This is a genomic window from Rhizobium sp. N122 (assembly GCF_002211295.1).
GTDB lineage: Bacteria > Pseudomonadota > Alphaproteobacteria > Rhizobiales > Rhizobiaceae > Rhizobium.
The window spans coordinates 58,050-83,909 of the sequence record NZ_LOKU01000021.1; the positions used below are offsets into that span (position 1 = coordinate 58,050).

Sequence of the window (25,860 nt, forward strand, 5' to 3'; positions counted from 1 at the left end):
TTTGCGCAGCCATTCTTCAAGGTCTCGCTCATTGCGTCCCCGACGTTCGGCCTCACTGCAGGCTTCGCCACTCTCCCGGCGGCACACCGGTGGCAGCTTTAAAAGCTTTGGAAAAATGGCTCTGTGAACCGAAGCCGCAGGCGGAGGCAACGGCTGCAAGGCCGTTTTCCCGGTCGCGAAGAAGGCTGGCTGCCTGCTCGATCCGTCGCGCCGCCACATAGCGATGCGGCGGCATTCCGAAGCTGACGCGAAACATCTTGGCAAAATGAAAGGTACTCAAGCCGGCTTCCCGTGCCAGCCGATCGAGCGTCAGCGCCTGGTCGAGGTTGGCGTCGATGTAATCAGCAGTCCGGCGACGCACGGAGGGTGAAAGCCCTCCGCGCACGGTCTCTTGCCGCGCCTGCCGATTGTGCGATTTCAAGATACGATGAATGAGGAGTTTACAAACCGCATCGAGGGCAACACGGTCGCTCTTTTCCTGCCAATTCAGAGGCAAAACCCCTCCCCGGACAATCATCGCCATCGCCGGGTCATCACAAAACGTCAGATCCATCAGATCGATATGTCTCGGATCGATGTCAAACGATGTCAGCGCCTCATAAGCGAGGAGCTCGGGGGCAACGTAAAGATGAAACATTCTCAACGGCCCGCCGATATGCCATTGGCTTTTGTGTTCGGCCGGCAATAGGCAAAGCTTGCCTGGTGCTCCGCCCGATAGCCGCTTATCCTCGCGGATGACCCTTTCGCCGCCGTCAAGATAGATGCTCAGCGTGTGATGATCGGGGCGCTCGTAGAAGGCCTGTCCTGCGCGGTTGGTCCACTCCGCAAGCGACAGCCCCCGGTCGACCGAACCGGAGCGCTGAAGGCAGGCGCCGGATCTTGAGAGCGCTTCTTTAACTGTCAGGCGGTGTTGCTGTTCCATGATCCATCGAGGCCTCGTCTCACGAGTTTGAATGGGACGGCGCAGACGATCAATAGGACCAAAGGCAAAAAACCCAAGAATATACAAAGCCTCGAGGGTGCGCGGCATAGACCTGGTTGTTCGGCGCGGTATCGATCCTCCCATTGTCGCTGACGGAGTGAAAGACCATGACCGGCCTCTGCTATGCCTTAACCGTCCTAATCTGGGGCACCACCTGGATCGCCATAAAAAACCAGCTTGGGGTCGTTCCGATTGAAGCATCGATCGCCTACCGCTTCGCCCTCGCCGGCGTGATATTATTTGTAGGCCTCAAGGTCGCGAAGAGGCTTCAGCCCATTCCCTTGCGTCACCATCCCTACGTGTTCCTCCAGGCGATCTGTCTCTTTTCCTGTAATTTTCTTTGCTTCTATATCGCCGAGACCTTGGTGCCGAGCGGCATTGTTTCGGTGATCTTCTCAGCGGCGACAATCTTCAATCTTGCCAATGGCATGGTCGCATTTGGTCAGAGGCCGGCGGCGCGCATTCTGGTCGGCGCGGCCTTCGGTGTTGCCGGCATTGTCTGCCTTTTTTGGAACGAGGCTGCCGCCGCCGCATTCGACCGCAATGTGGCGATCGGCGTGATGCTTGCCCTCCTCGGGACATGGTTCTTTTCGGTTGGCAACCTCGTGTCTGTGCGCAACAGGAAGCACGGACTATCGGTGACCTCGGTAAACGCATACGGCATGCTCTACGGTGCCGGAATCGTCTCGGCATTCGCCGCCGTTCGAGGTGTCGAATTTACCTTTGATCCTTCAGCATCCTATGTCGCCTCTCTCTTTTATCTCGCGATTTTCGGCTCGGTGATTGGTTTTACCACCTACCTCACCGTCGTTAACCGACTGGGAGCGGAGAAAGCCGCTTATATGACGGTCCTCTTTCCCATCGTTGCCCTGACGATTTCGATGTTTTTCGAAGATTATCAGCTCGGTCCGTTGGCAGCCCTCGGGCTCTGCGCCGTGCTGGTTGGAAACGTACTGGTTTTTTCCCGAGTGCCTCGTCTGGCCGTTTTTAACCGGCGCTTTCGACCCTGACGTCAGAGGGAATTCCGGCGGATTAGCCTTTCGGTCGCGCCGTTTCCCTTTTGGGCGTGGCGACGTCGTCGATCAGTTCGACCATCCGGTCGATCTTGCGGAAGCGTTCGACGCTGAGCTCGCCCAGCCGCAGCGCCGAGGGAGAAAGGCCGGCATAGGCGGAATAGATTCTGGATTCCAGTGACCTTGTCGGCTGGGAGTCGCTGCGAGTGTTACGGCAAAAGCGGCATTTGGCAGGGCTCGACATTGGCGACGGCTCCTTGCCTCTGTCCTTTCTCGGCATGCGACAAAATCGCGCAATACCCGCTTGACTTCCGCGAAGGCAAGGGCTCATATTCCTCCTGCGAAACTAAATTGCCTGAAAGGCAAAATTCGTTCGAGGAGGGAATGGATGGTATCGCATAGCGAAGGTGCCGAGATGCACCTCGCGCGGCGCATCGACCAGATGCATGCGCGCGACCGGGCAGGCCTTATCATATTCGTGGTCGTGCTCTGGTGCACGATGCTTTTTGCACTTTTGAACGTGTGGCCGTTCATTCCCGTGCCGGCCATTCGCATCATTCTGACCGTCTTCTGCGGGCTGGTGCTGCTCTTCAACACGGCGGCGATCGTCGCCATGCTGCGGCACTATGTCGAGGACAAGGAATTCATTTACGGCCTCGACCTCAAGCATCTCGACGAGATGCGGGCCCGCCGGCGCGGAGGCGAACGTCATGGCCTATAAGCCCCCGGAACAAAGCCTCGGCGCGCAGATCTTCGACGTGCTCACACTTCTGGCGCTGACCGTCGGCGCCCTTTACATCCCGCTCTATCTCGGCCTGGCGGGGGCGGCCAAGACGCCGGCCCCGATCGCAAACCCGACCTGGGAAGCACTCGGCCAGAACCCCGGCGAACAGGCCCAATGGGCCGCGCTTGGATATAGCGATCCGGCCGCCGTCAACGACATGATTACCGCCCGCTTCGACTATTCATTCAGCTGGTCGGCCCTCGTCGTCATGGCAGTCCTCGTCATCGGCTACTTCATTCTCGTCGTCAGGCTCTCCGACAGAGAGTACCGCGACGTGATCGAAGAGCGTTTCGGCCCGAAAGAGAAATAGGCGACGATATGGATATCTGGAACATCCTGGAATACGCCGCATGGGCGCTCTCGGCACTCTTCGCCGTCTTGATGCTTTACGATATGGGGCGCATCGACACCACCTATGACAACGCTCTGCTGACCTCATCCCGCGAAGGCGAGATCGAGGCCGCCGCCGAGCGGCACGTGATCTGAGGGGCCACGGCAATGTCGAACAGCAATGTGAAAGCCGGGCAGCCGGAAAGACTGCAGCTTCTGCGCGTTCTTGGCCCCGCCCATATCTGGGCGCTTGGCGTCGGCATCGTTCTCGTCGGCGAATACATGGGCTGGAATTTCTCGGTGGGCAAGGGCGGCATGATCGCCGGCCTCGTCGCCTGCTGGGTTGCCGGCCTGCTCTACACCTGCGTCGCCATGATCGATTCCGAGGTAACCTCGACGGTTGCGGCCGCCGGTGGCCAATATGCGCAGGCCAAACACATTGTCGGCCCGCTGATGGCCTTCAATGTGGGCCTGTTTCTGGTTATGGCCTACACGATGCTGGAGGCCGGCAACGCGATCACGATCGGCTTCCTGCTCGATACCGTCGCTGGATTGCAGGGCCACAGCGGCCTCAATCAGCAGCCCTTTATCGTGCTCTCGATCATGTTCCTTGCCTGGCTGAATTACCGCGGCGTGCTGGCCACGCTGACCTTCAACCTGGTCATCACGGCAATTGCATTTCTTGCCATCATCGCGCTGTTTCTCGTCGTGCAACTCGGCGGCTCGGCCGTCCAACTCGACTTTTCCGCCGTGACCACAGACCCGATGCCCTATGGCTGGGTCGGCATCATCGCGGCGCTGCATTTCGGCCTCTGGTTTTATCTTGGCATCGAGGGCACATGCCAGGCGGCCGAAGAAGTGCGCTCGCCGGCCCGTTCGCTGCCTTACGGTACAATGGCCGGGATCATGACGCTGCTGATCGCCGCGACCATGACCTGGTACGTATGTTCCGGCCTCATTCCCTGGGAATATCTCGGCCAGGCGGGCACACCGCTTTTCGACGCCGCCCGGGTGACCGGGAATACCGGCCTCATGGTTCTGCTCTTCGTCGGCACGCTGTTTTCGACGCTGGCTTCGGCCAATGGCTGCATCAACGATGCGTCTCGCGCATGGTTTTCCATGGGCCGCGACCGCTATCTGCCGATCTGGTTCGGCGCGGTCCATCCCGTTTACCGCACGCCTTATCGCTCCATCGTCTTTCTCGTGCCGATCGCATTGATCTTTGCGCTGGGCGCGCCGCTCGACCAGGTCGTGACCTTCTCGATCCTGTCCGGCCTGCTTGGTTATACCTTCATGACCTTCAACATGGTGATGTTCCGCAACAAGTGGCCGCTGGGAACCATCAAGCGCGGATACGTCCATCCGTTCCATCCGCTGCCGACCATCGTGCTGCTCCTGCTCTGCGGCGCCGCCTACTTCGCGGTGTTCCTCGGCTACGGAACGCAGCTCATCGCCATGACCGGCTTTTATATCGTGGCGTCGCTGTGGTTCCACTTCCGCCGCTACCGCTATGTCCGGCGCGGCGACCAGTTTACCATGCCGTGGCCGAGGCCAGAGGGCTACTGACCATGCCTGTCCTTCCTGCTGTGAGGTGACGCGATCGTTTCCCTTGGCCTATTGATCCTGTCGCTGGCCGCCTGCCTTTTGCTCGCGATGCTCGCGCTCGGAGAGCATCGCAAGATGATGACGCAGCGCCATAGGCTGCTGGATGAAGCGGCGGCTGTCCTGACGTCCCCCCGCTTCGGGCTTTCCGCCGATCAGCATCCGGTCGTCAGCGGCAGCCTGGCGGACGGCACGGCGGTCACGCTCGATGTTTTCACCGATACGATGGTGACGCGCCGGCTGCCGCAGCTCTGGCTGCGGGTCACGTTGCAGGACGGCATTGCCCAGCCGTGGCCCTCGGTCGGCATCCTCGCGCGGCCGACGGGTTCGGAATATTATTCGGCGGTTCACGGCCTGAACGAGTGGTTGACCCCGCCGGCCACTGAGGTTCCGGTGCTGATGCGCGGCACTGCTGGTGCAATAGACCGCCAATGGCATTCCCTGCGGCACGGTCTTGCCGGCCTGGTTGCCGATCCCAGCGTCAAGGAGGCGGTCGTTACGCCGCGAATGGTTCGCGTGGTGGTCCAAGCCGCAGAAGGCGAGCGATCGGCCCATCTTCTGCTGAGGCAAGCGCGCTTTTCGGTCGACACCCTGCCCCGGCCGACGATACGTCAAACGCTGGATATGGCACTGGAACTCCGTTCGCTTGCCGCCAGAGCTGCGCAACGCGCAGCCGTCGATGCCATTTGAGGAGCGTGCGATGGAAAAGGGCCCAATCCATATCTTGTCCTCGCACTCGCGATCGTATTGCCAGGCGCGGGTCACGTAGCGATAGGAGAGCCGCGCCTCGGCCTGACCTTCGTCCTCTTTGTCATGCTCTTTTCCATCCTCACCTTCATGACGACGACATCCGATCAATCCTTCATCGGCCGGCACGCAGGCGGGCTTTTCATCTGGGCGCTGTCCATTCCGGATGCCTACCGCCGGGCGAGGCTGGCGCGCCTTTAGAGCATGTCGCGCAAACTGTGCCGCGGTTTTAGGTCCGCACACTCTTCAAGACCAGTTTCGACTGCACCGCTTCGCTAGCGGGGCGTGTTGACCGGGCGGATTTCCGGGCCCCGAGTTCAGGCGAAATCCGGGATTTCGGCGATTTAATTAGAACACAACCATACGTGTTTTCCTTTGGTTTATGCTCCACTGTTAGTGATCGCCTCGTAGATATGCGGTTGTGGCGGCTACGCTCACACTGCTACCGGGAAGGGCGGCCCTTATATGTTGCATCGTTTTATCGTTGACCGGTCCGGCAATTTTGGAATTATGACGGCGCTGCTGGTCATTCCGCTGCTGGGTGCGGCGGGAACGGCCATTGATTTTGGCAGCGCCCTGTCGCTTCGCACAGAATTGTACGCCGCTGCGGATGCGGCAGCCGTGGGATCCATAACGAAAACCTCGGATGCGGCAAAGCAGGCAGCCACGCTGTCAGGCGACGGGTCGCTGACGCTCGGCAAATCCGAAGCCCAGAAGATCTTCTTTTCACAAATGTCCAAAAAACAGGGCGATGTTCCCGTTGCCGTCGACATCAGCGTTCAAAAACAGGGCGGCACGCTCAGCTCGACTGTATCCTTCAGCGCGCAGATGCCGACGACATTCATGCAGGTGTTGGGATTTCATCAAATCCCCGTTTCCGGAACGGCAACAGCGCAGTATGAGACCCCGTCTTACATGGATTTCTTCATGCTGCTGGATAACACCCCATCAATGGGTGTTGCCGCCACCACCGATGATATAACCGCCATGAAAAAAGCGACGGTGAACGGCCACGATGGCGGCAAAGATAAAAACTGCGCCTTCGCATGCCACATCGTTTCTGAGAAAGGCGTTGAGGATAAGAAGAGCTACTACAATGTCGCACGCGACAATGGCGTGACCATCCGCATCGACGTGGTGGCCGCTGCCATCAAAGCCCTGATGGCCAAGGCGAAGGACACACAGTCCATGCCGAGCCAATTCCGGGTCGCCGCATACACCTTCGGCAAGACTGCCCAGGACGCCAAAAACGCGAAGCTCTTCAAGGTTTCCGATCTGGATTATGATCTGAGCGCCGTGGCAGCCGCCACCAACATGATCGGTCTTATGAGCATTCCCTATCAGAACTACTACAGCGACCAGCAAACCAGTTTTGACGAAGCGCTGAAAGGGATTGAAGGCGAAATCAAGGGCAACATCGGCATGGGCACCAGCAATGCCGATCGTCAGAAGATCGTGTTTTTTGTCGCTGACGGTGTTGGCGATAGCTATAAGCCGGCCGGATGCACCAGCCCGAAAGGCGCAAACGGCGGACGATGCATCGAACCCATCGACACGGCTTATTGCAAGAAGCTCAAAGATCGCGGCATCAAGGTCGCCGTCCTCTATACGACCTATTTGCCCCTGCCCGACAACAGCTTTTACAACGACTGGGTCAAGCCCTTCGAGAGCAAGATCGCCACGAAAATGGAAGAGTGCGCCACCCCCGGCTTTTACTTCGCAGTCAGTCCAACGGACGGCATTGAAGAGGCGATGGAGGCCCTGTTCCTGAAGATTGTCAGCGCGCCTCGGATAACCAGCTAAAGCATGTCGCGCAAAAGTGTGTCGCGGTTTTCCCAGGCAAAGCGCGAAGCGCTTTTGCCGCGACGACATGCGTGAAAACAAAGAGCTAAAGCGCGGCGCATGAATCAAGTTTGATGCGACGCGCTTTAGAGCACGATGCGGTTCTCGGGCGCATCATGCTCTAACTCTCTTATACAGAACGATTCAGATTTAGGCCGATCCGGCCTAAAACATTCTGTTTTAGTGGCTGTCCTTGCCAACCGCGTTGCCGCGACATCCCTTGAGGAAGTCGAGGTCGGCGCCGGTGTCGGCCCCTTCGACATGCTGCTGATGCAGGTAGGCGTAGCCCGACGTCGGCAGATCATGGTTCGGCTGCCATTCGGCCAGCCGCCGCGCCAATTCCTCGTCGGAAATGTCGAGATGCAGGCGACGGTTCGGCACATCGAGCTCGATCATGTCGCCATTCTTCACGACCGCCAGCGGTCCGCCGACGGCAGCTTCCGGCGAGGTGTGCAGCACGACGGTGCCGTAGGCCGTTCCCGACATGCGGGCGTCGGAAATGCGCACCATATCGAGGATGCCCTTCTTCAGCACCTTGGGCGGCAGTCCCATATTGCCGACCTCGGCCATCCCCGGATAACCCTTCGGGCCACAGTTCTTCATGACCATGATGCAGGTCTCGTCGATGTCGAGATTGTCGTCGTTGATCTTGGCCTTGTAGTCGTCGATGTCCTCGAACACGACGGCCCTGCCCTTGTGCACCAGGAGATGCGGCGAGGCTGCCGAAGGCTTCAGCACCGCGCCCTTCGGCGCCAGATTGCCGCGCAGCACGACGATGCCGCCCGACGAGGTCAGCGCCTTTTCAGCAGGTAGGATGACATCCTCGTTCCAGTTGACGACGTCCTTGACTTCGTCCCAGACGGTTTCGCCGGAGACCGTCAGCGCGTCCTTGTGCAGGAGGCCGGCCTCGCCGAGGCGCTTCAGCACGACAGGCAGGCCGCCGGCATAGAAGAACTCTTCCATCAGGTACTTGCCCGACGGCATCAGGTTGACGATCGTCGGGACGTCGCGGCCACAGCGATCCCAATCGTCGAGCGACAGATCGATGCCGACGCGGCCGGCGATGGCCAGCAGATGGATGACGGCATTGGTCGATCCGCCGATCGCCGCATTGGTGCGGATGGCGTTCTCGAAGGCCTGTTTCGTCATGATCTCGGACGGCTTCAGGTCGTCCTTGACCATCTGGACGATACGCCGGCCGGTCAGCTGCGCCATCACTTTACGGCGGGAATCGACGCCAGGGATCGCGGCATTGCCGGACAGCGCCATGCCGAGCGCTTCGGCCATCGAGGCCATGGTCGAGGCCGTGCCCATCGTGTTGCAGGTGCCCGAGGAACGGCTCATCGAGGCCTCCGCCTCGAGGAACTCGGCCTGCGTCATCTCGCCGGCCTTCACCATTTCGGAGAACTTCCACAGATGCGTGCCGGAACCGACACGCTCGCCGCGGAAATAGCCGTTCAGCATCGGCCCGCCGGTGACGACGATCGACGGCAGGTCGCAGGAGGCAGCCCCCATCAGCAGCGACGGCGTGGTCTTGTCGCAACCGACGAGCAGCACGCAGCCGTCCATCGGCTGGCCCCGGATCGCTTCCTCAACCGCGAGCGCGGCGAGGTTGCGATACATCATCGCGGTCGGGCGGAAGGTGTTTTCGGAGGCCGAGAATACCGGCACCTCGAGCGGGAAGCCGCCGGCTTCCCAGACGCCCGCCTTGACCTTCTCGGCGAGCTCTCTGAGATGACCGTTGCACGGGGTCATATCCGACCAGGTGTTGAGGATGCCGATCACCGGCCTTCCGTCGAACAGGTCGTGGGGATATCCCTGGTTCTTAAGCCAGCCGCGGTGATAGATCACGTCGCGGCTCGTGCCGCCGTACCATTCCTGCGATCTCAGCCTGCGCGGCCATTCTGCTTTTTTCTTCATAGTCTCTGTCCTTCAGGATACCCCCTGATCGCCTCGTACGATCAGGGTTATCGCCCTTCGTCTCAAGCCAGCGTGTAGGCGGTCTTGACGGTTGTGTAGAATTCGGCGGCGTACTTGCCCTGCTCGCGCGGGCCGTAGGACGAGCCCTTGCGGCCGCCGAACGGCACGTGGAAATCGACGCCGGCGGTCGGCAGGTTGACCATGACCATGCCGGCTTCCGAATTGCGCTTGAAGTGCGTCGCATGTTTCAGGCTGGTCGTGGCGATACCGGCCGAAAGCCCGAACGGCGTGTCGTTGGCGATGGCAAGCGCCTCGTCGTAGTCCTTCGCCCGGATCACCGAGACCACAGGTCCGAAGATCTCTTCGCGCGAAATGCGCATCTGGTTGGTCGCTTCGGTGAACAGCGTCGGCTGCAGGTAGAAGCCGGGCGTGTCGCGGGAAATCACCTCGCCGCCGAAGGCGAGTTTCGCGCCTTCCTTTTTGCCGATCTCGATATAGTCCGTATCGGTCTTCAACTGCCGCTCGTCGACGACGGGGCCGATATGAGTGCCGGCCTTCAGCGCATTGTCGACGACCAGCGTCTTCAGCTTGTCGGTCAGAGCTGCGACGAACTTGTCGTGAATGCCTTCGGTGACGATCAGCCGCGAGGAAGCGGTGCAGCGCTGACCGGTGGAGAAAAAGCCGGAATTGGCGGCTGCTTCCACGGCAACGTTGAGGTCGGCATCGTCGAGCACGACCATCGGGTTTTTGCCGCCCATCTCCAGCTGGAACTTGCGGTTATGCTCGATCGAGGCGGCGGCGACGCGGCGGCCGGTGCCGGTGGAGCCGGTAAACGTGATGCCGTGAACGTCGGGGCTTTCGAGCATGGCCTGGCCGACGACCGAGCCCTTGCCCATGACGAGGTTCAGCACGCCCTTCGGCAGGCCGGCGCGGTTGAGGATGTCGACGATCGCCCAGGAGCAGGCGGGCACCAGCTCGGCCGGCTTGAAGACGATGGTGTTGCCGTAGCAGAGCGCCGGCGCGATCTTCCAGGCCGGGATGGCGATCGGGAAGTTCCACGGCGTGATGATGCCGATGACGCCGAGACCCTCGCGGGTGATTTCGACACCGATGTTCGGGCGCACCGACGGGATGACCTCGCCGGCCAGCCGCAAGGCTTCGCCTGCGAAGAATTCGAAGATCTGCGAAGCGCGGATGACTTCGCCGGTCGCCTCAGGCAGGGTCTTGCCTTCCTCGCGGGCAAGCAGCGCGCCGAGTTCGTCTTTGCGCGCCATGATCTCGTCGCCGGCCTTTTTCAGGATGACGTGGCGTTCCCAGATGCCGGAGCGCGACCAGGCCGGAAAGGCAGCCTTGGCGGCGGCGATGGCGTTCTTGGTGTCTTCGGCGCTGCCGTCGGCATAGAGGCCGACGACTTCGTTGGTATCGGACGGATTGATGTTCTTCGTCGCATTGGTGCCGACCCATTCGCCGGCGATCAGGTTTTGATAAATGGTCATGGGCTGAACAAGCCTCCTTTACCGCTTATTGAAAATCAGAGCTGCTTGACGGCGATCTCTTCTTCGGCGGCCACCTTCAGCGGATTGCGCAGCGGCAGGCCGAATTCGGCGACTTCGATTTCGAAGACATCGCCTTCTTCCGCCTTGATGCCGTCGGCAAAAGACAGGGTCGCCGTGCCGAACATATGGACATGGACATCGCCCGGTGCACGGAAGAGGCCGTATTTGAAATGGTGATATTCGAGATTGGCGAAGGTGTGCGACATGTTCGCTTCACCCGACAGGAAGGGCTTTTCGAAGATCACCTTGTCGCCGCGCTTAATGCGCGAGGTGCCGCGGATGTCGTCGGGGGCGGCGCCGATGCGGATTTCCGGACCATAGGCGGCGGGGCGCAGTTTCGAGTGGGCCAGATAGAGATAGTTGATCCGCTCGGTGACGTGGTCCGAAAACTCGTTCGACAGCGCAAAGCCGATGCGGAACGGCGAGCCGTCGCTGGCGATGACGTAAATACCAGCCATTTCAGGCTCTTCGCCGCCGTCGAGCGCGAAGGAGGGCGAGACCAGCGGGGCGCCGGGGGCAGCCGTGCCATGGCCGTTGCCCTTGTAGAACCATTCGGGCTGCACGCCCTTTTCGCCGGATTTCGGCTTGCCGTTCTCCAGGCCCATCTTGAACATCTTCATCGAGTCGGTCAGCGTTTCCTCGGCCGCCTCGCTGGTCTTCTTGTGCATGGAATCGCGGGTGGCGGCGGAGCCGAGATGCGTGAGACCAGTGCCGGTCAGATGCAGGTGGGCGGCGTCCGGATGGGTGATCGGCGGCAGGAAGCGGCCGTCCGCATAGGCTTTTTCGAGATCGACGGCAGCGCCGTAACCATGCGCCTCGATGACTGAGGCCAGCGACTTGCCGCCGTCGGCGGCTTCCATCGCCAGCGCATAGACGCTGCCGGCATTGTTGACGGACCTGGCCGCGCCGCCCTGCTCGCGCACGGCGACGACGATCTCTCCGTTGGCACCCTTGATCTGGGAAATAAGCACGACTTCGATCCTTCTCGTTCCGGCGAAGACCAGGAAAAGCTCCGCCTGTCCGGCTCCATCAGGAGCCGGAATTGATCACTCATATGACTGCGAATGCGGGGCTGCGCTTGAGCGCTCAGCCCTTGTTCTTGTTGTAGACGTCGAAGAACACGGCGGCGAGAAGCACCGCACCCTTGACCATCTGCTGCGAGTCGGTGCCGAGACCGTGGATCGACATGCCGTTGTTCATGATGCCCATGATCAAGGCGCCGATGACCGCACCCGTCACCTTGCCGACGCCGCCCTGGGCCGACGCGCCGCCGATGAAGCAGGCCGCGATGACGTCGAGCTCGAGGCCGAAGCCGCCCTTGGCCGTCGCCGAGTTGAGGCGCAGCGCCACGATCAGGCCGGCAAGACCGGCGAGCAGACCCATATTGGCGAAGGTCAGGAAGGTCAGCCGTTCGGTGTTGATACCGGAAAGCTTGGTCGCCTTCTCATTGCCGCCCATGGCGTAGATGCGGCGACCGATCGTCGTGCGACGGGTGATGAAGGCGTAGGCGGCGACCAGGGCCAGCATGACGACCAGCACGTTCGGGAAGCCGCGATAGATCGACAGCTGGTAGCCGAGCGCCAGAATGGCGACGGCAACAACGATGTTCTGGACGAGGAAGAAGCCCATCGGCTCGACGTCATTGCCATGCCGCTCGTTCGACAGCCGCTTGCGCCACGCCATATAGAAGAGGGTAACGGCGCCGACGACGGTCAGGATCATCGAGGTCGAGTTGATGCCGCCGGTATCGAGCAGGTTCGGCAGGAAGCCGATGCTGATCAGCTGGAACTCCGGCGGGAACGGACCGATGCTGGTGCCCGTGCCCGACGCCGTCATCACGAACAGCGTCAGGCCGCGGAAGACCAGCATGCCGGCCAGCGTGACGATGAAGGACGGGATCTTGTGATAGGCGACGAAATAGCCCTGCAGACCGCCGACCAGCGCGCCGAGAGCCAGACAGACGACACCCGCCAGCACGTAATTCATGTGCCATTGCACCGTCATCACGCCGGCGATGGCGCCGATGAAACCGACGACGGAGCCGACCGAAAGATCGATATGGCCGGCGACGATGACCAGCAGCATGCCCAGCGCCATGATGACGATGAACGAGTTCTGCAGGATGATGTTGGTCAGGTTAAGCGGCCTGAAGAGAACGCCGCCGGTCGAAATCTGGAAGAACACCATGATCGCGATCAGCGCGATGAACATGCCGTATTCCCGGATGTTGCCGCGAACGTAGTCTCCGATCGAGACGACGCGCCCTTGCTCAGCGATGGGTTGATTGATCGGCGTCATTGTTTCTTCTCTCCTGAGCGCATGATGGCGCGCATGATGGTTTCCTGGCTCGCTTCTCCCTTCGGCAGTTCCGCAACGATACGCCCTTCATTCATGACGTAGATGCGGTCGCAGGTGCCCAGAAGTTCCGGCATTTCCGACGAGATCATCAGAACGGCTTTGCCGTCAGCCGCGAGCTGATTGATGATAGTATAGATTTCGTATTTTGCACCCACGTCGATGCCGCGCGTCGGCTCGTCGAGGATCAAAACATCGGGATTGGAGAACAGCCACTTCGACAGCACCACCTTCTGCTGGTTGCCGCCGGAAAGATTGACCGTTTCCTGGAAGATGCTGGAAGAGCGGATGCGCAGCTTCGAACGATAATCGGTCGCAACCCGGGATTCCTTGACGCTGTCGATGACCGATGCGTTCGACACCGCCTTCAGATTGACCAGCGTCGTATTGTGCAGGATCGTGTCGTTGAGCACGAGGCCGAGCTGCTTGCGGTCTTCGGTGACATAGGCGAGACCGGAGTCGATCGCCCGGCGCACAGTGCTGACATCGACCGGCTTGCCGTGCATCAGCACTTCGCCGGACACCTTGTGGCCGTACGATTTGCCGAACAGACTCATGGCGAATTCGGTACGCCCTGCCCCCATCAGGCCGGCGATGCCGACGACCTCGCCCTTGCGGACGGTGACGTTGATATTGTGCAGGACCTGGCGGTCGCGGTGATGCTGGTGATAGGCGTTCCAGTTCTTCACTTCGAGAATGGTTTCGCCGATCGGCACCGAACGCGGCGGATAGCGGTCTTCGAGATCGCGACCGACCATGTTGCGGATGATGATGTCTTCGCTGATCTCGTCCGCGTGACAGTCGAGCGTCTTGACCGTCATGCCGTCGCGCAGCACGGTGATCTGGTCGGCGACCTTGCGGATTTCGTTCAGCTTGTGGGAAATGATGATCGAGGTGATGCCCTGCTTGCGGAATTCCATCAGCAGCGTCAGCAGCGCGTCGGAATCGCTTTCATTGAGCGAGGCGGTAGGCTCGTCGAGGATGAGCAGCTTGACGCTCTTCGACAGCGCCTTGGCGATCTCGACCAGCTGCTGCTTGCCGACGCCGATGTCGGTCACCAGCGTGTTCGGAGATTCCGACAGGCCGACCTTTTTGAGCAGCTGCTTGGTGCGGTTGAACGTCTCGTCCCAGCTGATGACGCCGCTCTTAGCATTTTCGTTGCCGAGGAAGATGTTCTCGCCGATCGACAGCAACGGCACGAGCGCCAGTTCCTGGTGGATGATGACGATGCCGATTTCTTCGGAATCCTTCAGGACCTTGAAGTTGCGCGTCTCGCCTTCATAGACGATGTCGCCGTCATAACTTCCGGTGGGGTAGACGCCCGATAGGACTTTCATCAGGGTCGATTTGCCGGCCCCGTTTTCGCCGACCAATGCGTGAATTTCACCCTTGCGAACCTTGAGGTTCACGTTCTCCAGCGCCTTGACGCCCGGGAACGTCTTGGTGATGCTCCGCATTTCGAGGATGGTGTTGTCCATAGTCAAAGTTCCAGCGCCTTGGGCCGCCAAGCGGCTTGGCGATCATAAAATCGAAGACCGGAACCCGCAAGCGCGGGTTCCGGCCTCCTGCTTAACGTCTTACTTCAGCTTGTCTTCAGAGTAGTAACCGCTGTCGACGAGGATCTGCTTGTAGTTGGTCTTGTCGACGGCAACCGGCTTCAGCAGGTAGGACGGAACGACCTTGACGCCATTGTCGTAGGTCTTGGTGTCGTTGACCTCAGGCTCCTTGCCGGACATGACGGCATCGACCATGGCAACCGTGACCTTGGCGAGTTCGCGGGTGTCCTTGAAGATCGTCGAGTGCTGTTCGCCAGCGATGATCGACTTGACCGACGGGATTTCAGCGTCCTGGCCGGTGACGATCGGCAGCGGCTGAGCAGCCGTACCGTAACCAACGCCCTTCAGCGAGGAGATGATACCGATCGACAGACCGTCGTAAGGCGACAGAACGGCGTCGACCTTGGCGTCGGTGTAGTTAGCCGAGAGCAGGTTGTCCATGCGGGCCTGGGCCGTTGCCGGATCCCAACGCAGGGTGCCGACCTTGTCCATGCCGGTCTGGCCGGACTTCACGACGAGCTTGCCCGAGTCGATGTAGGGCTGCAGGACGGACATGGCGCCATCATAGAAGAAGAAGGCGTTGTTGTCGTCCGGCGAACCGCCGAACAGTTCGATGTTGAACGGGCCCTTGCCATCCTTGAGACCGAGGCCGTCAACGATGGAGCCAGCCTGCAGAACGCCGACCTGGAAGTTGTCGAAGGTCGCGTAGTAATCGACATTGCCCGAATCGCGGATCAGACGGTCATAAGCGATGACCTTGATGCCGGCATCGTGCGCCTTCTGCAGAACGTCGGAAAGCGTCGTGCCGTCGATCGAAGCGATGACCAGAACCTTGGCACCCTTGGTGACCATGTTTTCGATCTGTGAAAGCTGGTTCGGAATATCGTCGTCGCCATACTGCAGGTCCGTGGCGTAACCGGCAGCTTCGAGCTGCTTGACGATGTTGTTGCCGTCGTCGATCCAGCGAGCCGAAGCCTTGGTCGGCATGGCAATGCCGACGGTGCCCTTGTCGGCAGCCATTGCCGGTGCAACGAACGAAGCGACGCCGAAGGCAGCCGCAGCCATCAATGAGATAATGGACTTCATTTCTCTCTCCCTTGTTAATAGTGCAGCGGACGAAAAATCGCCCGCCCCCGAAACTGTGGCAGGTTCCGTATTGGATAGTTACTTCAGATGGTGAGAAACGAAGTAGGTCTCCTCCACGATCTCACACGTGTTGAGTGCCAACCAGCACACGGCGGCAAACTGGTATGGATTCCTATAACTGTCAAATAGAATAACTGGTAAAGTGCATAACAATTTTGGTATATCGTTAAAAAGTATTACTTTTGATGGAGCGCAGCGAGGAGGCTGCAACCATGACGATTGTTTCAGAGCCCATTTCGATGGACCATGTCGATATCCACAGCGATAGTTTCGGCAATGACAGCCTTTTAAGGGCAGGACTTAAGCTGAATCACCTGCGGATGATCGTCGCAATCGAAGATAGCGGACAGATTTCCGCAGCTGCGGAAGTCCTGAACATTTCCCAGCCCGCCGCGTCGCGCATGCTGTCCGAAATGGAATCGATCACCAAGACTCAGCTCTATGAACGCGTCGCCCGCGGCGTGGTGCTGACGACCTTCGGCGCGGCGCTTGCGAGGCGGGCGCGCAAGATCCTGCTGGAGCTGCGCGAGGCAAGCCGCGAGATCGGCGAACTGAAGAGCGGCAAGGGCGGTTCGGTCTTCATCGGCGCGGTGACGGCGCCGGCCATGAGCCTCGTCGTGCCGGCGATCAACAGGGTGCGCAAGGCCTATCCCGGCATCGAGATCAACATCCAGGTGGAGACCAGCAACGTGCTCGCCCGCGAGCTGCTGGCCGCCCGCCACGATTTCATCATCAGCCGCATTCCCGACGATCTCAACCCGCGCCTGTTCGAGGTGACGGAGATCGGCATCGAGCGCGCCTGCTTGATCGTGCGCAACCGCCATCCGCTGCTGAAAAAGAAAAAGACCAGCAGTCTTGCCGATATCAGGGATTACGACTGGGTGTTCCAGCCGCCGGGCACGCTGCTGCGCCGGACGATCGAGGATATTTTCCTGTCGCGCGGCGTGGCGCTGCCGGAGAATATCGTCAACACATCGTCGCTGCTTTTGACCTGCGCCATCGTCTGCGGAACCGATGCGATTGCACCGGTTGCCACCGACGTCGCCCAGTTCCTCTCCAGCCAGAGCGCCAGGGCCTCCGACGTGCGCATGCTGCCGATCGATTTCGACATCAACGTCAAACCCTACAGCCTGATCACCGCCAGGGAACGGGCGCTGCCGCCGAGCGCCAGGCTGCTCTACGACATCATTCTGGAGGAAAGCCAGAAGCAGGCGGGCTGACGAGATCCGCAAGCCCGGCGCCATCTTGCCCATCTTTAATGCGCGCCGGAGCAATTCCACACAAGGCGCGGCGGTTTTTGCGTCCGGAAATTGCGTGAAAAAATTTGAGCACGTCGGTCAATCGAAGAAACCGGAATGCTCTTGAGGATGCGGGATGCTGTTCGGACAGTCGGTATTTCAATCAGTGCTGGAGCGGCTGAAGGAAGAGGACGACGCGGCTGAAGAGGCCGAAGCGCCCATCGCCCATCGTGTCGCCGGCCTCGGCACCGGCTTTGCCTTCGATGTCATGGAGGGGGTCTCGGTCGCCTCGCAGCGCATCGGCGAAGCCTATTTCGACAATCTGGATCTCGATGCCGCCGCCGGATCTGCCGAGAAACCGGCGCCTTTGCCGGAACCGGAGCCCGCCATGCCGGACCATCTCACCCGCACGGCGCCGCAGGAGGTTGCGGCCGAACTGGCGATCTCGGCCGCCGATACGCCGCTGACGCTCAACGAGAAGCGCCGCGCCTTCGCCCGCGCCAATCATCCCGACGGCGTCGCCCTGCCCTTCCGCGACAATGCGACGAAACGGATGATGCTGGCCAATCTGTTGATCGACGAGGCGCTGCGGCGATTGGGCCGCTGACTGATTTCAGTCTGCCTGCCCGTCTTTGGCGGGCTTTTCCGCGGATATATCCGCGGGCTCTTCCTCTTCCTCGTCATCGGCGTCAGGCTCGGCCGCCGGTGCGGCGACCTCAGGCTGCGGATTGAAGGTCCAGAACAGCATATAGAAGGAATAAGCGCCCGCCGCGGCCGAAAGCACCGCCCAGAAGGGATCGCCGCCGACGATCTCGAACGCCGCCCAGCCGAAGCAGACGGCAACGATGGCGACACGCACCCAAAGGCGCCGGTATGCCGGATGGTTCGGATCAATCAGTTGCATCTCAGCCCCGCGGTCGCATATGTCACCATGCCCATGGCATGTGTCACACCGGCCATGGCATTTGTCGCGCTTGTCTTTAGTTTGAATCTTGCAAATGTGAAAGAGCCGCGGGCTTGACGCGACGCAGAGAAGATGGAATGAAAATTCCAGATTTATGGCAATTCGGTTTATTTGTTCCGAATTCAAGGAGGTTGCTATGACAGTGAGATTTGGTCTTCTCGGCGCCGGCCGCATCGGCAAGGTTCATGCGAAAGCCGTCAGCGGCGACGCCAATGCGACGCTGGTCGCGGTCGCCGACGCCTTTCCGCAGGCGGCCGACGCCATCGCCTCGGCCTATGGCTGCGAGGTCCGCACCATCGAGGCGATCGAGGCATCCAAGGATATCGACGCGGTCGTCATCTGCACGCCGACGGACACCCATGCCGACCTGATCGAGCGTTTCGCCCGCGCCGGCAAGGCGATCTTCTGCGAAAAGCCGATCGATCTCGACGTCGCCCGCGTCAAGGCCTGCATCAAGGTGGTGGAAGAAACCGGCGCCAAGCTGATGGTCGGCTTCAACCGCCGCTTCGACCCGCATTTCATGGCGGTGCGCAAGGTCATCGACGACGGCAAGATCGGCGATGTCGAAATGGTGACGATCACCTCGCGCGATCCCGGCGCCCCGCCGGTCGATTACATCAAGCGCTCGGGCGGCATCTTCCGCGACATGACGATCCACGACTTCGACATGGCCCGCTTCCTGCTCGGCGAAGAGCCGGTCTCGGTGCTGGCGACCGCTGCCGTGCTGGTCGACAAGGCGATCGGCGAAGCCGGCGACTATGACAGCGTCTCGGTGATCCTGCAGACCAAATCCGGCAAGCAGGCCGTCATCTCCAACTCCCGCCGCGCAACCTACGGCTACGACCAGCGCATCGAAGTGCACGGCGCCAAGGGCATGGCGGCGGCCGAAAACCAGCGCCCGGTCTCGATCGAAATCGCCAATGGCGACGGCTACACCCGCCCGCCGCTGCATGATTTCTTCATGACCCGCTACACCGAAGCCTACGCCAACGAAATCGCCGCCTTCATCGCCGCGATCGAAAAGGGCACGAAGATCTCGCCGTCGGGCGCCGATGGCCTGGCGGCGCTGGCGCTCGCCGATGCGGCGGTGCAGTCGGTCAAGGAAGGCAAGCTCATCAAGGTTGGCTGACGGCTGTCGTTCGGTTGGCAGATAGGTTTGGGATGGCCGGGTGTTTGCCCGGCCATTTTGCTTTTGAGGGCGGGCTGCGGAGCCGGCGAGACCAGCCCCTCATCCGCCTGCCGGCACCTTCTCCCCGTAAACGGGGCGAAGGAGGTATGTCGCGACCTCCGTTCCTCAAAAGCGTCTCGTGGGGCACGTCCCCTCTCCCCGTAAAACGGGGAGAGGGCTAGGGTGAGGGGCAGGCGTCTGGCGCGAAGTGGGCAGCTGTGCAGCGGTTTGGAGCGTTTGCAAGACCCCTCCCCAACCCCTCCCCACAGGTGGGAGGGGCTAACCTGCTGCACCGTTTGCGATAACTTTCACCGAACAATTTATGGGACGGTCTCAGCCAGTGAGACCTCCCCTTTTCCGTCGCCGTCGGAGCAACGGGTTAAGCCCCGCCCCCTTGTGGGGAGGGGTTGGGGAGGGGTTTTAAGCTCGTCACAGGAGAGGGAGCAGGAGCAGATGCGACTGCCCATTGTTGCTGAAGGGTGCGGCGTGGATACGCGGCTCAAGGCTGAGCATGGACGCAGGGTGGGGTCGTGGATTCCAGGCTCAAGGCCTGGAATGACGGAGAGTGAGGGTGCGTTTGCGCCAAACGCGCCGTCGGCGCAAAGGACGAGGCGTCACGGGCGCTATACAGGCGCCGGAAGCACCGCGGACGTTCGAAATGGCGACGGCCCGTTTGGTGGCGGCGCACCTCTAACCTCCGTCATTCCAGGCCTTGAGCCTGGAATCCATGGCCGCAGCGTATTGAGGCGGCTTGGACTGAAGCGGTTCGGAGGGTTTGGAAGACCCCTCCCCAACCCCTCCCCACAGGTGGGAGGGGCTAACCTGCCGCGGCGCTTGCGATAATTTTGACCGAACAATTTATGGGACGGTCTCAGCCAGTGAGGCGTCTCCGGTTGGTCGCCGTCGGGGCAACGGGTTAAGCCCCGCCCCCTTGTGGGGAGGGGTTTTGGCGCTGCTCTCCGCCCTGCACCCCCGAAATCACGATATCCTGGTCGATCACCGACAGCGCGCGGTTGAGGTGGCCCTCGAAGACGAGGATCGGTTCGTCTGCCACCACGCGGATTTCCGGCATGCCTTCCATGCGGACGATGTGGGATTGGCCGAGGCCCTCCTCTATGCCCTGGCGCAGCAGGTCGTAATAGCGGGTGCCGGGGCCGGTGATGGCGATGGGCATGCGTTCGGTGAGGCTGAGCATGCGCGACAGGCCGTTGCCGAGGGCGAGGCCGGCCTGGCGGAAGGCGATGGTGGAGGTGCGGTGGCCCTGGCGGGCTTTGGCGGCGATTTTGTCGAGTTCGGTGACGGGGACGAATTTTGCCGGGATCGTATCGAGGGGCACTTCAAAGGCGCTGCGCAGGATGGCGTAGAAGCCGGCATAGGCCTCGATGCAGCCGCGGGTGCCACAGCGACAGAGGCCGCCACCCGCCATATGCAGCATGTGGCCGAAATTCGGCGCCGAGATTTCCTGTGTCTGGCCGCCGCGCCTGACGATGCCGAGGCCGATGCTGTGGCCGAGCGAGAGGGCGGCAAGCGAGCGGAAATCGGCACCCTTGACGATCTCTTCGCGAGCGCCGAGGGCGGCGGCGACCAGCAGCGTCTCGTTGTCGAGAATGACCTTGGCCTGCCAATCCGGCCGGAGCGCCGATTCGAAATCGATCTGATCGCTGCCGAAGATCGGCGACCACAGAAGGACCGGCTCGGTTGAGTTGACCAGGCCCTTGCTGCTGATCGAGATCAGCAGCACTTTTTCCTGGGAAATCCTGGAGCGCTCGAGAATGCGCGACAGCCCGGCGCGCACGCCTGCGACGAAGCGGGCGGCCCCTGCGGGATCATGCGAGCGCTCCTCGCTGAAACGGTCGATCAGCTTGCCGGCATAATCCACAAGCGAATATTGCACGGCATCCGAGGAGATGATGACGACGATGAGATAGCCGCAATCGCGGCGCTGGCGCAAAAGCACGCGCGGCCGGCCGCGGCCGCTGGCCGCCTGCTGCTCGGATTTTTCGATGATATGGGCGCGTTCCAGATCGGCGGTGATTGCCGAGATGGTGGCCGAGGAAAGACCGGTGAAATCGGATATTTCGGTATGGGCGAGCGCGCCGTGACGGCGCAGCACGGACAGCACGAGCACGCTATTTCTCTGCCGGACCAGCTCCGTGCTCGACTTGGTCAGCATGAATGCCGCCCTCTCCTCCTGCTTGCCCCACCCAACTTTCCACTGCATCGCCAACCGCCGTTCCGCAAGGAAAAATAAGCTGACGGCCCAGTGTTGACAGCCGAAAAAATCTCTGACATCAAATTTCTCGACTGTCGAGAAAATAATCCGAATTTTCCTCGACAGCTTTTCGCGGTGGCCGGAGGAAGCATGGGCTGGGCCGGTCGCAACTCACTCGGGAGGATAGTATGAAGTCTATTTTGAAATTGATGGCAGGCGCGGCCATTCTCGTTTCCGTGCATACGGCTGCCATGGCTGCCGATCTCGTCGTCGGCGTTTCCTGGTCGAATTTCCAGGAAGAGCGCTGGAAGACCGATGAAGCCGCGATCAAGAAGGCTCTCGAAGCCAAGGGCGCCAAGTATATTTCCGCTGACGCGCAGTCTTCCGCCGCCAAGCAGCTGACCGACGTCGAATCGCTGATTTCGCAGGGCGCCAACGCGCTGATAATTCTCGCCCAGGATTCCGACGCCATCGGCCCGGCGATCGAAAAGGCCGCTGCCGAAGGCATCCCGGTCGTCGGCTACGACCGCCTGATCGAAAACCCGGCTGCCTTCTACATCACCTTCGACAACAAGGAAGTCGGCCGCCTGCAGGCCGAGGGCGTCTTCAAGGCGAAGCCCGAAGGCAACTACGTCTTCATCAAGGGCTCGTCCTCCGACCCGAATGCCGACTTCCTGTTCTCCGGCCAGCAGGAAGTGCTGAAGGCCGCGATCGACGCCGGCAAGATCAAGAATGTCGGCGAAGCCTATACGGACGGCTGGCTGCCTGAGAATGCGCAGCGCAACATGGAGCAGTTCCTGACCGCCAACAACAACAAGGTCGACGCCGTTGTTGCTTCGAACGACGGCACGGCCGGCGGCGCGATCGCAGCGCTCGACGCCCAGGGCCTCGCCGGCTCCGTTCCGGTTTCCGGCCAGGACGGCGACAAGGCGGCTCTGAACCGCATCGCGCTCGGCACGCAGACGGTTTCCGTCTGGAAGGACAGCCGCGAACTCGGCACCCGCGCGGCCGAAATCGCTCTTGACCTCGCCGGCGGCAAGGACATGAGCAAGATCGACGGCGCCCAGACCTTCAAGGGCGGCCCGAAGGGCGTGGAAATGCAGTCTGTCTTCCTGAAGCCGCTGGCAATCACCAAGGAAAACCTCAACGTCGTCATCGACGCCGGCTGGATTTCCAAGGCTGAAGCCTGCCAGGGCGTCAAGGCCGACACCGTCGCTGCCTGCAAGTAAGCACGCTTCGGACTGAACTGCCGGCGCCGCAGCGGAAAGACCGTTGCGGCGCCGGATGCGGATGCGAACTCCAAGGACGCAGTTCCTCCGCCTCGCCGCGCCATCGCGGACCTGCATTCCCTGCCGGAAGGGTGTCGCGACGCCACGCCACGGTTTCCGGAAGCATCGCGATGGTCAGTTGAAGAACAGACGATGACGCCGCCCAGAGTTTCGGGCACGCCGGCGCACCCGTCCAAACATAATGGGGGAACGGCAAACCCATGGCCGAAATGGTAAAATCAACAGCATCAAGCGGGCCGCGAACGGCGGAAGCCAATCCGGTGACCCGCTTCTTCCGCGCCACCGAGATCGACACGCGCCTGCTCGGCATGATCGGCGCGCTCATCATCATCTGGATCGGTTTCCACATCATCACCGGCGGCCTGTTCCTGACCCCGCGCAATCTCTGGAACCTCTCGGTTCAGACGACCGATATCGCGATCATGACCACGGGCATGGTGCTGATCATCGTCACCCGCAACATCGATCTTTCCGTGGGATCCGTGCTTGGCCTCTGCGGCATGATCATGGGCGTGACCCAGGCGAAGATCCTGCCTGAGTATATCGGCTTCGACAGCCCCTTCACCTGGGCGATCACGCTCATCATCGGCATTGCCGCCGGCTGCCTGATCGGCGCCTTCCAGGGCATCATCATCGCCTTCCTGAACGTTCCCTCCTTCATCGTCACCCTCGGCGGCCTGCTAGTCTGGCGCGGCGCGACCTGGCTTGTGACCAGCGGCCAGACGGTTGCCCCCATGGACCAGACTTTCCGCATCATGGGCGGCGGCGCGGAGGGCTCGATCGGCGCCACCTGGAGCTGGATCGTCGGCATCGCCGCCTGCCTGTTCGTCGTCGCCAGCATTGTCGGCTCGCGCCGGCAGCGGCGCCGCTTCGGCTTCCCGCGCCGGCCGATCTGGGCCGAATATTTCCTCGCCATCCTCAGCTGCGTGCTGATCCTCGGCGCGGTCTGGATCGCCAACAGCTATTACTGGCCGATCAACATCGCCAAGAAATATGCCGAGACCAACAATATTCCCTGGCCCGAGACCGGCCTGGATATTCCCTACGGCATCGCCGTGCCGGTGCTGATTGCGATCGTCGTCGGCATCATCATGACCTTCATCGCCACAAGGCTGCGCTTCGGCCGCTATGTCTTTGCGATCGGCGGCAATCCTGAGGCGGCCGAGCTCGCCGGCATCAAGACCCGCTGGGTGACGGTGCGTATCTTTGCGCTGATGGGCATCCTGGCGGCAATCGCGGCTGCGATTTCCACCGCCCGCCTTAATGCCGCAACCAACTCGCAGGGCACGCTCGACGAGCTTTACACGATCGCTGCCGCCGTGATCGGCGGGACGTCGCTGGCGGGCGGCACCGGCACGATCGCCGGCGCCATGCTCGGCGCGCTGGTCATGCAATCGCTGCAATCCGGCATGGTTCTCGCGCATGTCGACACACCGCTGCAGAGCGTCGTCGTCGGCACCGTTCTCGTCGTGGCGGTCTGGCTCGACACCGTCTATCGCGCCCGTGCCAAGTGAGAGGAGCCCTAAACATGGCTGATCAACGCACTCCCCTCGTGGAACTGAAAAACATCTCGATCTCCTTCGGCGGCATCCACGCCGTGGACAACGCCTCGGTCGATCTCTACCCCGGCGAAGTGGTCGCCCTTCTCGGCCATAACGGCGCCGGCAAATCGACGCTGATCAAGATCCTCTCCGGCGCCTATAAGCGCGACAGCGGCGATATCCTGATCAATGGCGAGCCGGCCGACATCCGCAACCCGCGCGATGCCAAGAAATACGGCATCGAGACGATCTACCAGACGCTGGCCGTGGCCGACAATGTCGACGCCGCCGCCAACCTCTATCTCGGCCGCGAGCTGAAGACCCGCTGGGGCACGCTCGACGACGTGGCGATGGAGGCCTCGGCCCGCGAAGTGATGGGGCGGCTCAACCCCAACTTCAAGCGCTTCAAGGAGCCGGTGAAGGCGCTTTCCGGCGGCCAGCGGCAATCGGTGGCGATCGCCCGCGCCATCCTCTTCAACGCCCGCATCCTGATCATGGACGAGCCGACGGCAGCCCTTGGGCCGCAGGAGACGGCGCAGGTGGGCGAGCTGATCAAGCAGCTGAAGAAGGAAGGCATCGGCATCTTCCTCATCAGCCACGACATCCACGACGTCTTCGACCTCGCCGACCGCGTCTCGGTGATGAAGAACGGCCAGTTGGTGGGCCACGCCCGCACCGAGGATGTGACCAAGGACGAAGTGCTGGGGATGATCATCCTCGGCAAGGTGCCGCCCAAAGCCATCCCCGGCCCCGGCGCCATGCAGATCTGATCGCCGCCAAGGCGCCCTGCCCCGACAACCCCGCTCCGCCGCCCGCAAGGCCGGCGGAGTTTTTTGTGCGCAGCGCGGGAGCTGACGAATAAAAACACCCTGCAAACCGCAAGCATCGGTATTTCTGAGAATTTCGCGATTGAAGCGGGCCGCAAGCTAGGCTAAGAACCACCCATCGGACAGGCGATTCAAACCGCCTCAGGCATGCACCCGTAGCTCAGCTGGATAGAGTGTTGGATTCCGATTCCAAAGGTCACAGGTTCGAATCCTGTCGGGTGCGCCATTTTTCCTTGGGTCTGTTCTGGACACATAGGTTACGGTTTATTCCTAAGACATAGGTAACACTTTCGCGCCGACAGGGTTCGGCAGCGGTTCGAGCCTGCATGTCTCTCATTCCAGCGATGACCTGCCACTGCGAATTTCCTCCAGAATTGATTAGAGTCCGGCCCATCAAAGGACGGACGAATGAAGAAGCAGAGATTTACCGAAGAGCAGATAATTGCGGTACTGAAGGAGCAGGAGGCAGGCGCGAAGGCGGCCGACCTCTGCCGTAAGCACGGGATTTCGGAAGCGACGTTTTACAACTGGAAAGCCAAATACGGTGGTATGGAAGTGTCCGAGGCCAAGCGGCTGAAGGCGCTTGAGGACGAGAACGCCAGGCTGAAAAAGCTGCTGGCCGAACAGATGCTGGATGCGGCCGCGCTCCGCGAGCTTCTTGCAAAAAAATGGTAGGGCCTGCCGCCAAGCGTGAAGCCGTCACGCATCTGAAGGCCGTGATGGGTCTTTCGGAGCGGCGGGCCTGCCAGATCATATCCGCCGACCGCAAGACGGTGCGTTATCGGTCC

The 25,860-nt window shown here is 61.1% G+C and carries 24 protein-coding genes, 1 tRNA gene and 1 pseudogene; 16 read left to right on the forward strand and 10 right to left on the reverse strand.

What is annotated here, in order from left to right:
• Positions 1-52: 52 nt before the first annotated feature.
• Positions 53-922 carry an AraC family transcriptional regulator gene (locus ATY75_RS16295; RefSeq protein ID WP_088938366.1) on the reverse strand — a complete coding sequence of 290 codons (870 nt, stop codon included), beginning with the start codon at positions 920-922 and terminating at the stop codon, positions 53-55.
• Positions 923-1,089: 167 nt separating this feature from the next.
• Between ATY75_RS16295 and ATY75_RS16300 the strand changes: the two genes are divergently transcribed.
• Positions 1,090-1,992, forward strand: coding sequence for a DMT family transporter (locus ATY75_RS16300; protein ID WP_088938367.1), 903 nt, complete (start codon positions 1,090-1,092; stop codon positions 1,990-1,992).
• Between the two features lie 22 nt (positions 1,993-2,014).
• On the opposite strand, the gene ATY75_RS16305 is transcribed toward ATY75_RS16300, so the two are convergent.
• Positions 2,015-2,239, reverse strand: coding sequence for a hypothetical protein (locus tag ATY75_RS16305; RefSeq protein ID WP_088938368.1), 225 nt, complete (start codon positions 2,237-2,239; stop codon positions 2,015-2,017).
• 144 nt (positions 2,240-2,383) lie between these two features.
• Between ATY75_RS16305 and ATY75_RS16310 the strand changes: the two genes are divergently transcribed.
• The 7 genes from ATY75_RS16310 to ATY75_RS16340 all read left to right on the forward strand — a co-directional run bounded on the left by ATY75_RS16310 (position 2,384) and on the right by ATY75_RS16340 (position 7,261).
• On the forward strand, positions 2,384-2,716 hold the full coding sequence (locus tag ATY75_RS16310; protein WP_082935679.1) for a hypothetical protein: 333 nt from the start codon (positions 2,384-2,386) through the stop codon (positions 2,714-2,716).
• Positions 2,706-3,089, forward strand: a complete 384-nt coding sequence (locus ATY75_RS16315; protein ID WP_064840255.1) for a hypothetical protein — start codon at positions 2,706-2,708, stop codon at positions 3,087-3,089. Before ATY75_RS16310 ends, ATY75_RS16315 begins: the two co-directional genes overlap by 11 nt.
• An 8-nt stretch (positions 3,090-3,097) precedes the next feature.
• Positions 3,098-3,265, forward strand: coding sequence for a hypothetical protein (locus tag ATY75_RS16320; protein WP_171899727.1), 168 nt, complete (start codon positions 3,098-3,100; stop codon positions 3,263-3,265).
• A gap of 12 nt (positions 3,266-3,277) precedes the next feature.
• Complete coding sequence (locus tag ATY75_RS16325) at positions 3,278-4,675, forward strand: amino acid permease (RefSeq protein WP_088938369.1); 1,398 nt, start codon at positions 3,278-3,280, stop codon at positions 4,673-4,675.
• A 114-nt stretch (positions 4,676-4,789) separates the two neighbouring features.
• Positions 4,790-5,401: a hypothetical protein gene (locus ATY75_RS16330; RefSeq protein WP_143535314.1), complete on the forward strand. Its 612-nt coding sequence runs from the start codon at positions 4,790-4,792 to the stop codon at positions 5,399-5,401.
• A 51-nt stretch (positions 5,402-5,452) separates the two neighbouring features.
• On the forward strand, positions 5,453-5,659 hold the full coding sequence (locus ATY75_RS16335; protein ID WP_088938370.1) for a hypothetical protein: 207 nt from the start codon (positions 5,453-5,455) through the stop codon (positions 5,657-5,659).
• A gap of 264 nt (positions 5,660-5,923) precedes the next feature.
• Positions 5,924-7,261, forward strand: coding sequence for a TadE/TadG family type IV pilus assembly protein (locus ATY75_RS16340; RefSeq protein WP_088938371.1), 1,338 nt, complete (start codon positions 5,924-5,926; stop codon positions 7,259-7,261).
• A 219-nt stretch (positions 7,262-7,480) separates the two neighbouring features.
• Here ATY75_RS16340 and araD read toward each other — a convergent pair whose 3' ends face one another.
• The 6 genes from araD to chvE form a co-directional block, all read right to left on the reverse strand.
• The gene (gene araD, locus ATY75_RS16345) at positions 7,481-9,220 is read right to left on the reverse strand and encodes an L-arabinonate dehydratase (protein WP_088938372.1); all 1,740 of its coding nucleotides are present in this window, start codon (positions 9,218-9,220) and stop codon (positions 7,481-7,483) included.
• Positions 9,221-9,282: 62 nt separating this feature from the next.
• On the reverse strand, positions 9,283-10,716 hold the full coding sequence (locus ATY75_RS16350) for an aldehyde dehydrogenase family protein (RefSeq protein WP_064840267.1): 1,434 nt from the start codon (positions 10,714-10,716) through the stop codon (positions 9,283-9,285).
• A gap of 35 nt (positions 10,717-10,751) precedes the next feature.
• Positions 10,752-11,747: an AraD1 family protein gene (gene araD1, locus ATY75_RS16355; RefSeq protein WP_088938373.1), complete on the reverse strand. Its 996-nt coding sequence runs from the start codon at positions 11,745-11,747 to the stop codon at positions 10,752-10,754.
• 115 nt (positions 11,748-11,862) lie between these two features.
• Complete coding sequence (mmsB, locus tag ATY75_RS16360; protein ID WP_088938374.1) at positions 11,863-13,074, reverse strand: multiple monosaccharide ABC transporter permease; 1,212 nt, start codon at positions 13,072-13,074, stop codon at positions 11,863-11,865.
• Complete coding sequence (gene mmsA, locus ATY75_RS16365) at positions 13,071-14,609, reverse strand: multiple monosaccharide ABC transporter ATP-binding protein (protein ID WP_064840274.1); 1,539 nt, start codon at positions 14,607-14,609, stop codon at positions 13,071-13,073. Before mmsA ends, mmsB begins: the two co-directional genes overlap by 4 nt.
• Positions 14,610-14,708: 99 nt before the next feature.
• Positions 14,709-15,773, reverse strand: a complete 1,065-nt coding sequence (chvE, locus tag ATY75_RS16370) for a multiple monosaccharide ABC transporter substrate-binding protein (protein WP_088938375.1) — start codon at positions 15,771-15,773, stop codon at positions 14,709-14,711.
• A gap of 272 nt (positions 15,774-16,045) precedes the next feature.
• Here chvE and ATY75_RS16375 point away from each other — a divergent pair, with 272 nt between their 5' ends.
• Positions 16,046-17,053, forward strand: coding sequence for a LysR family transcriptional regulator (locus ATY75_RS16375; protein ID WP_064841417.1), 1,008 nt, complete (start codon positions 16,046-16,048; stop codon positions 17,051-17,053).
• Between the two features lie 154 nt (positions 17,054-17,207).
• Positions 17,208-17,678 carry a hypothetical protein gene (locus ATY75_RS16380; protein WP_088938376.1) on the forward strand — a complete coding sequence of 157 codons (471 nt, stop codon included), beginning with the start codon at positions 17,208-17,210 and terminating at the stop codon, positions 17,676-17,678.
• Positions 17,679-17,684: 6 nt separating this feature from the next.
• Here ATY75_RS16380 and ATY75_RS16385 read toward each other — a convergent pair whose 3' ends face one another.
• Positions 17,685-17,975 (reverse strand): hypothetical protein, encoded by a 291-nt coding sequence (locus tag ATY75_RS16385; protein ID WP_088938377.1) that lies wholly within the window; start codon positions 17,973-17,975, stop codon positions 17,685-17,687.
• A 196-nt stretch (positions 17,976-18,171) separates the two neighbouring features.
• On the opposite strand from ATY75_RS16385, the gene iolG reads away from it, so the two are divergent.
• The gene (iolG, locus tag ATY75_RS16390; protein ID WP_088938378.1) at positions 18,172-19,164 is read left to right on the forward strand and encodes an inositol 2-dehydrogenase; all 993 of its coding nucleotides are present in this window, start codon (positions 18,172-18,174) and stop codon (positions 19,162-19,164) included.
• 955 nt (positions 19,165-20,119) lie between these two features.
• Here iolG and ATY75_RS16395 read toward each other — a convergent pair.
• Positions 20,120-21,376: an ROK family protein gene (locus ATY75_RS16395; RefSeq protein ID WP_088938379.1), complete on the reverse strand. Its 1,257-nt coding sequence runs from the start codon at positions 21,374-21,376 to the stop codon at positions 20,120-20,122.
• 227 nt (positions 21,377-21,603) lie between these two features.
• Here ATY75_RS16395 and xylF point away from each other — a divergent pair, with 227 nt between their 5' ends.
• From xylF to ATY75_RS16420, 5 genes and pseudogenes are all read left to right on the forward strand, one after another.
• The gene (xylF, locus tag ATY75_RS16400) at positions 21,604-22,644 is read left to right on the forward strand and encodes a D-xylose ABC transporter substrate-binding protein (RefSeq protein ID WP_088938380.1); all 1,041 of its coding nucleotides are present in this window, start codon (positions 21,604-21,606) and stop codon (positions 22,642-22,644) included.
• Between the two features lie 260 nt (positions 22,645-22,904).
• Positions 22,905-24,218 carry a sugar ABC transporter permease gene (locus ATY75_RS16405; protein ID WP_088938381.1) on the forward strand — a complete coding sequence of 438 codons (1,314 nt, stop codon included), beginning with the start codon at positions 22,905-22,907 and terminating at the stop codon, positions 24,216-24,218.
• Positions 24,219-24,232: 14 nt separating this feature from the next.
• Positions 24,233-25,015 carry an ATP-binding cassette domain-containing protein gene (locus tag ATY75_RS16410; protein WP_007630865.1) on the forward strand — a complete coding sequence of 261 codons (783 nt, stop codon included), beginning with the start codon at positions 24,233-24,235 and terminating at the stop codon, positions 25,013-25,015.
• A 206-nt stretch (positions 25,016-25,221) separates the two neighbouring features.
• Positions 25,222-25,298: transfer RNA gene (locus ATY75_RS16415), tRNA-Arg, on the forward strand.
• Positions 25,299-25,480: 182 nt separating this feature from the next.
• Positions 25,481-25,860 (forward strand): annotated as a pseudogene (locus tag ATY75_RS16420) (transposase); the annotation flags it as partial.

What these genes read in the sequence shown, in the direction of transcription:
- ATY75_RS16295 (WP_088938366.1), bottom strand. Translation starts at nt 922, where the DNA reads ATGGAACAGCAACACCGCCTGACAGTTAAAGAAGCGCTCTCAAGATCC.
- ATY75_RS16300 (WP_088938367.1), top strand. Translation starts at nt 1,090, where the DNA reads ATGACCGGCCTCTGCTATGCCTTAACCGTCCTAATCTGGGGCACCACC.
- ATY75_RS16305 (WP_088938368.1), bottom strand. Translation starts at nt 2,239, where the DNA reads ATGTCGAGCCCTGCCAAATGCCGCTTTTGCCGTAACACTCGCAGCGAC.
- ATY75_RS16310 (WP_082935679.1), top strand. Translation starts at nt 2,384, where the DNA reads ATGGTATCGCATAGCGAAGGTGCCGAGATGCACCTCGCGCGGCGCATC.
- ATY75_RS16315 (WP_064840255.1), top strand. Translation starts at nt 2,706, where the DNA reads ATGGCCTATAAGCCCCCGGAACAAAGCCTCGGCGCGCAGATCTTCGAC.
- ATY75_RS16320 (WP_171899727.1), top strand. Translation starts at nt 3,098, where the DNA reads ATGGATATCTGGAACATCCTGGAATACGCCGCATGGGCGCTCTCGGCA.
- ATY75_RS16325 (WP_088938369.1), top strand. Translation starts at nt 3,278, where the DNA reads ATGTCGAACAGCAATGTGAAAGCCGGGCAGCCGGAAAGACTGCAGCTT.
- ATY75_RS16330 (WP_143535314.1), top strand. Translation starts at nt 4,790, where the DNA reads ATGATGACGCAGCGCCATAGGCTGCTGGATGAAGCGGCGGCTGTCCTG.
- ATY75_RS16340 (WP_088938371.1), top strand. Translation starts at nt 5,924, where the DNA reads ATGTTGCATCGTTTTATCGTTGACCGGTCCGGCAATTTTGGAATTATG.
- araD (WP_088938372.1), bottom strand. Translation starts at nt 9,220, where the DNA reads ATGAAGAAAAAAGCAGAATGGCCGCGCAGGCTGAGATCGCAGGAATGG.
- ATY75_RS16350 (WP_064840267.1), bottom strand. Translation starts at nt 10,716, where the DNA reads ATGACCATTTATCAAAACCTGATCGCCGGCGAATGGGTCGGCACCAAT.
- mmsB (WP_088938374.1), bottom strand. Translation starts at nt 13,074, where the DNA reads ATGACGCCGATCAATCAACCCATCGCTGAGCAAGGGCGCGTCGTCTCG.
- mmsA (WP_064840274.1), bottom strand. Translation starts at nt 14,609, where the DNA reads ATGGACAACACCATCCTCGAAATGCGGAGCATCACCAAGACGTTCCCG.
- chvE (WP_088938375.1), bottom strand. Translation starts at nt 15,773, where the DNA reads ATGAAGTCCATTATCTCATTGATGGCTGCGGCTGCCTTCGGCGTCGCT.
- ATY75_RS16375 (WP_064841417.1), top strand. Translation starts at nt 16,046, where the DNA reads ATGACGATTGTTTCAGAGCCCATTTCGATGGACCATGTCGATATCCAC.
- ATY75_RS16380 (WP_088938376.1), top strand. Translation starts at nt 17,208, where the DNA reads ATGCTGTTCGGACAGTCGGTATTTCAATCAGTGCTGGAGCGGCTGAAG.
- ATY75_RS16385 (WP_088938377.1), bottom strand. Translation starts at nt 17,975, where the DNA reads ATGCAACTGATTGATCCGAACCATCCGGCATACCGGCGCCTTTGGGTG.
- iolG (WP_088938378.1), top strand. Translation starts at nt 18,172, where the DNA reads ATGACAGTGAGATTTGGTCTTCTCGGCGCCGGCCGCATCGGCAAGGTT.
- ATY75_RS16395 (WP_088938379.1), bottom strand. Translation starts at nt 21,376, where the DNA reads ATGCTGACCAAGTCGAGCACGGAGCTGGTCCGGCAGAGAAATAGCGTG.
- xylF (WP_088938380.1), top strand. Translation starts at nt 21,604, where the DNA reads ATGAAGTCTATTTTGAAATTGATGGCAGGCGCGGCCATTCTCGTTTCC.
- ATY75_RS16405 (WP_088938381.1), top strand. Translation starts at nt 22,905, where the DNA reads ATGGCCGAAATGGTAAAATCAACAGCATCAAGCGGGCCGCGAACGGCG.
- ATY75_RS16410 (WP_007630865.1), top strand. Translation starts at nt 24,233, where the DNA reads ATGGCTGATCAACGCACTCCCCTCGTGGAACTGAAAAACATCTCGATC.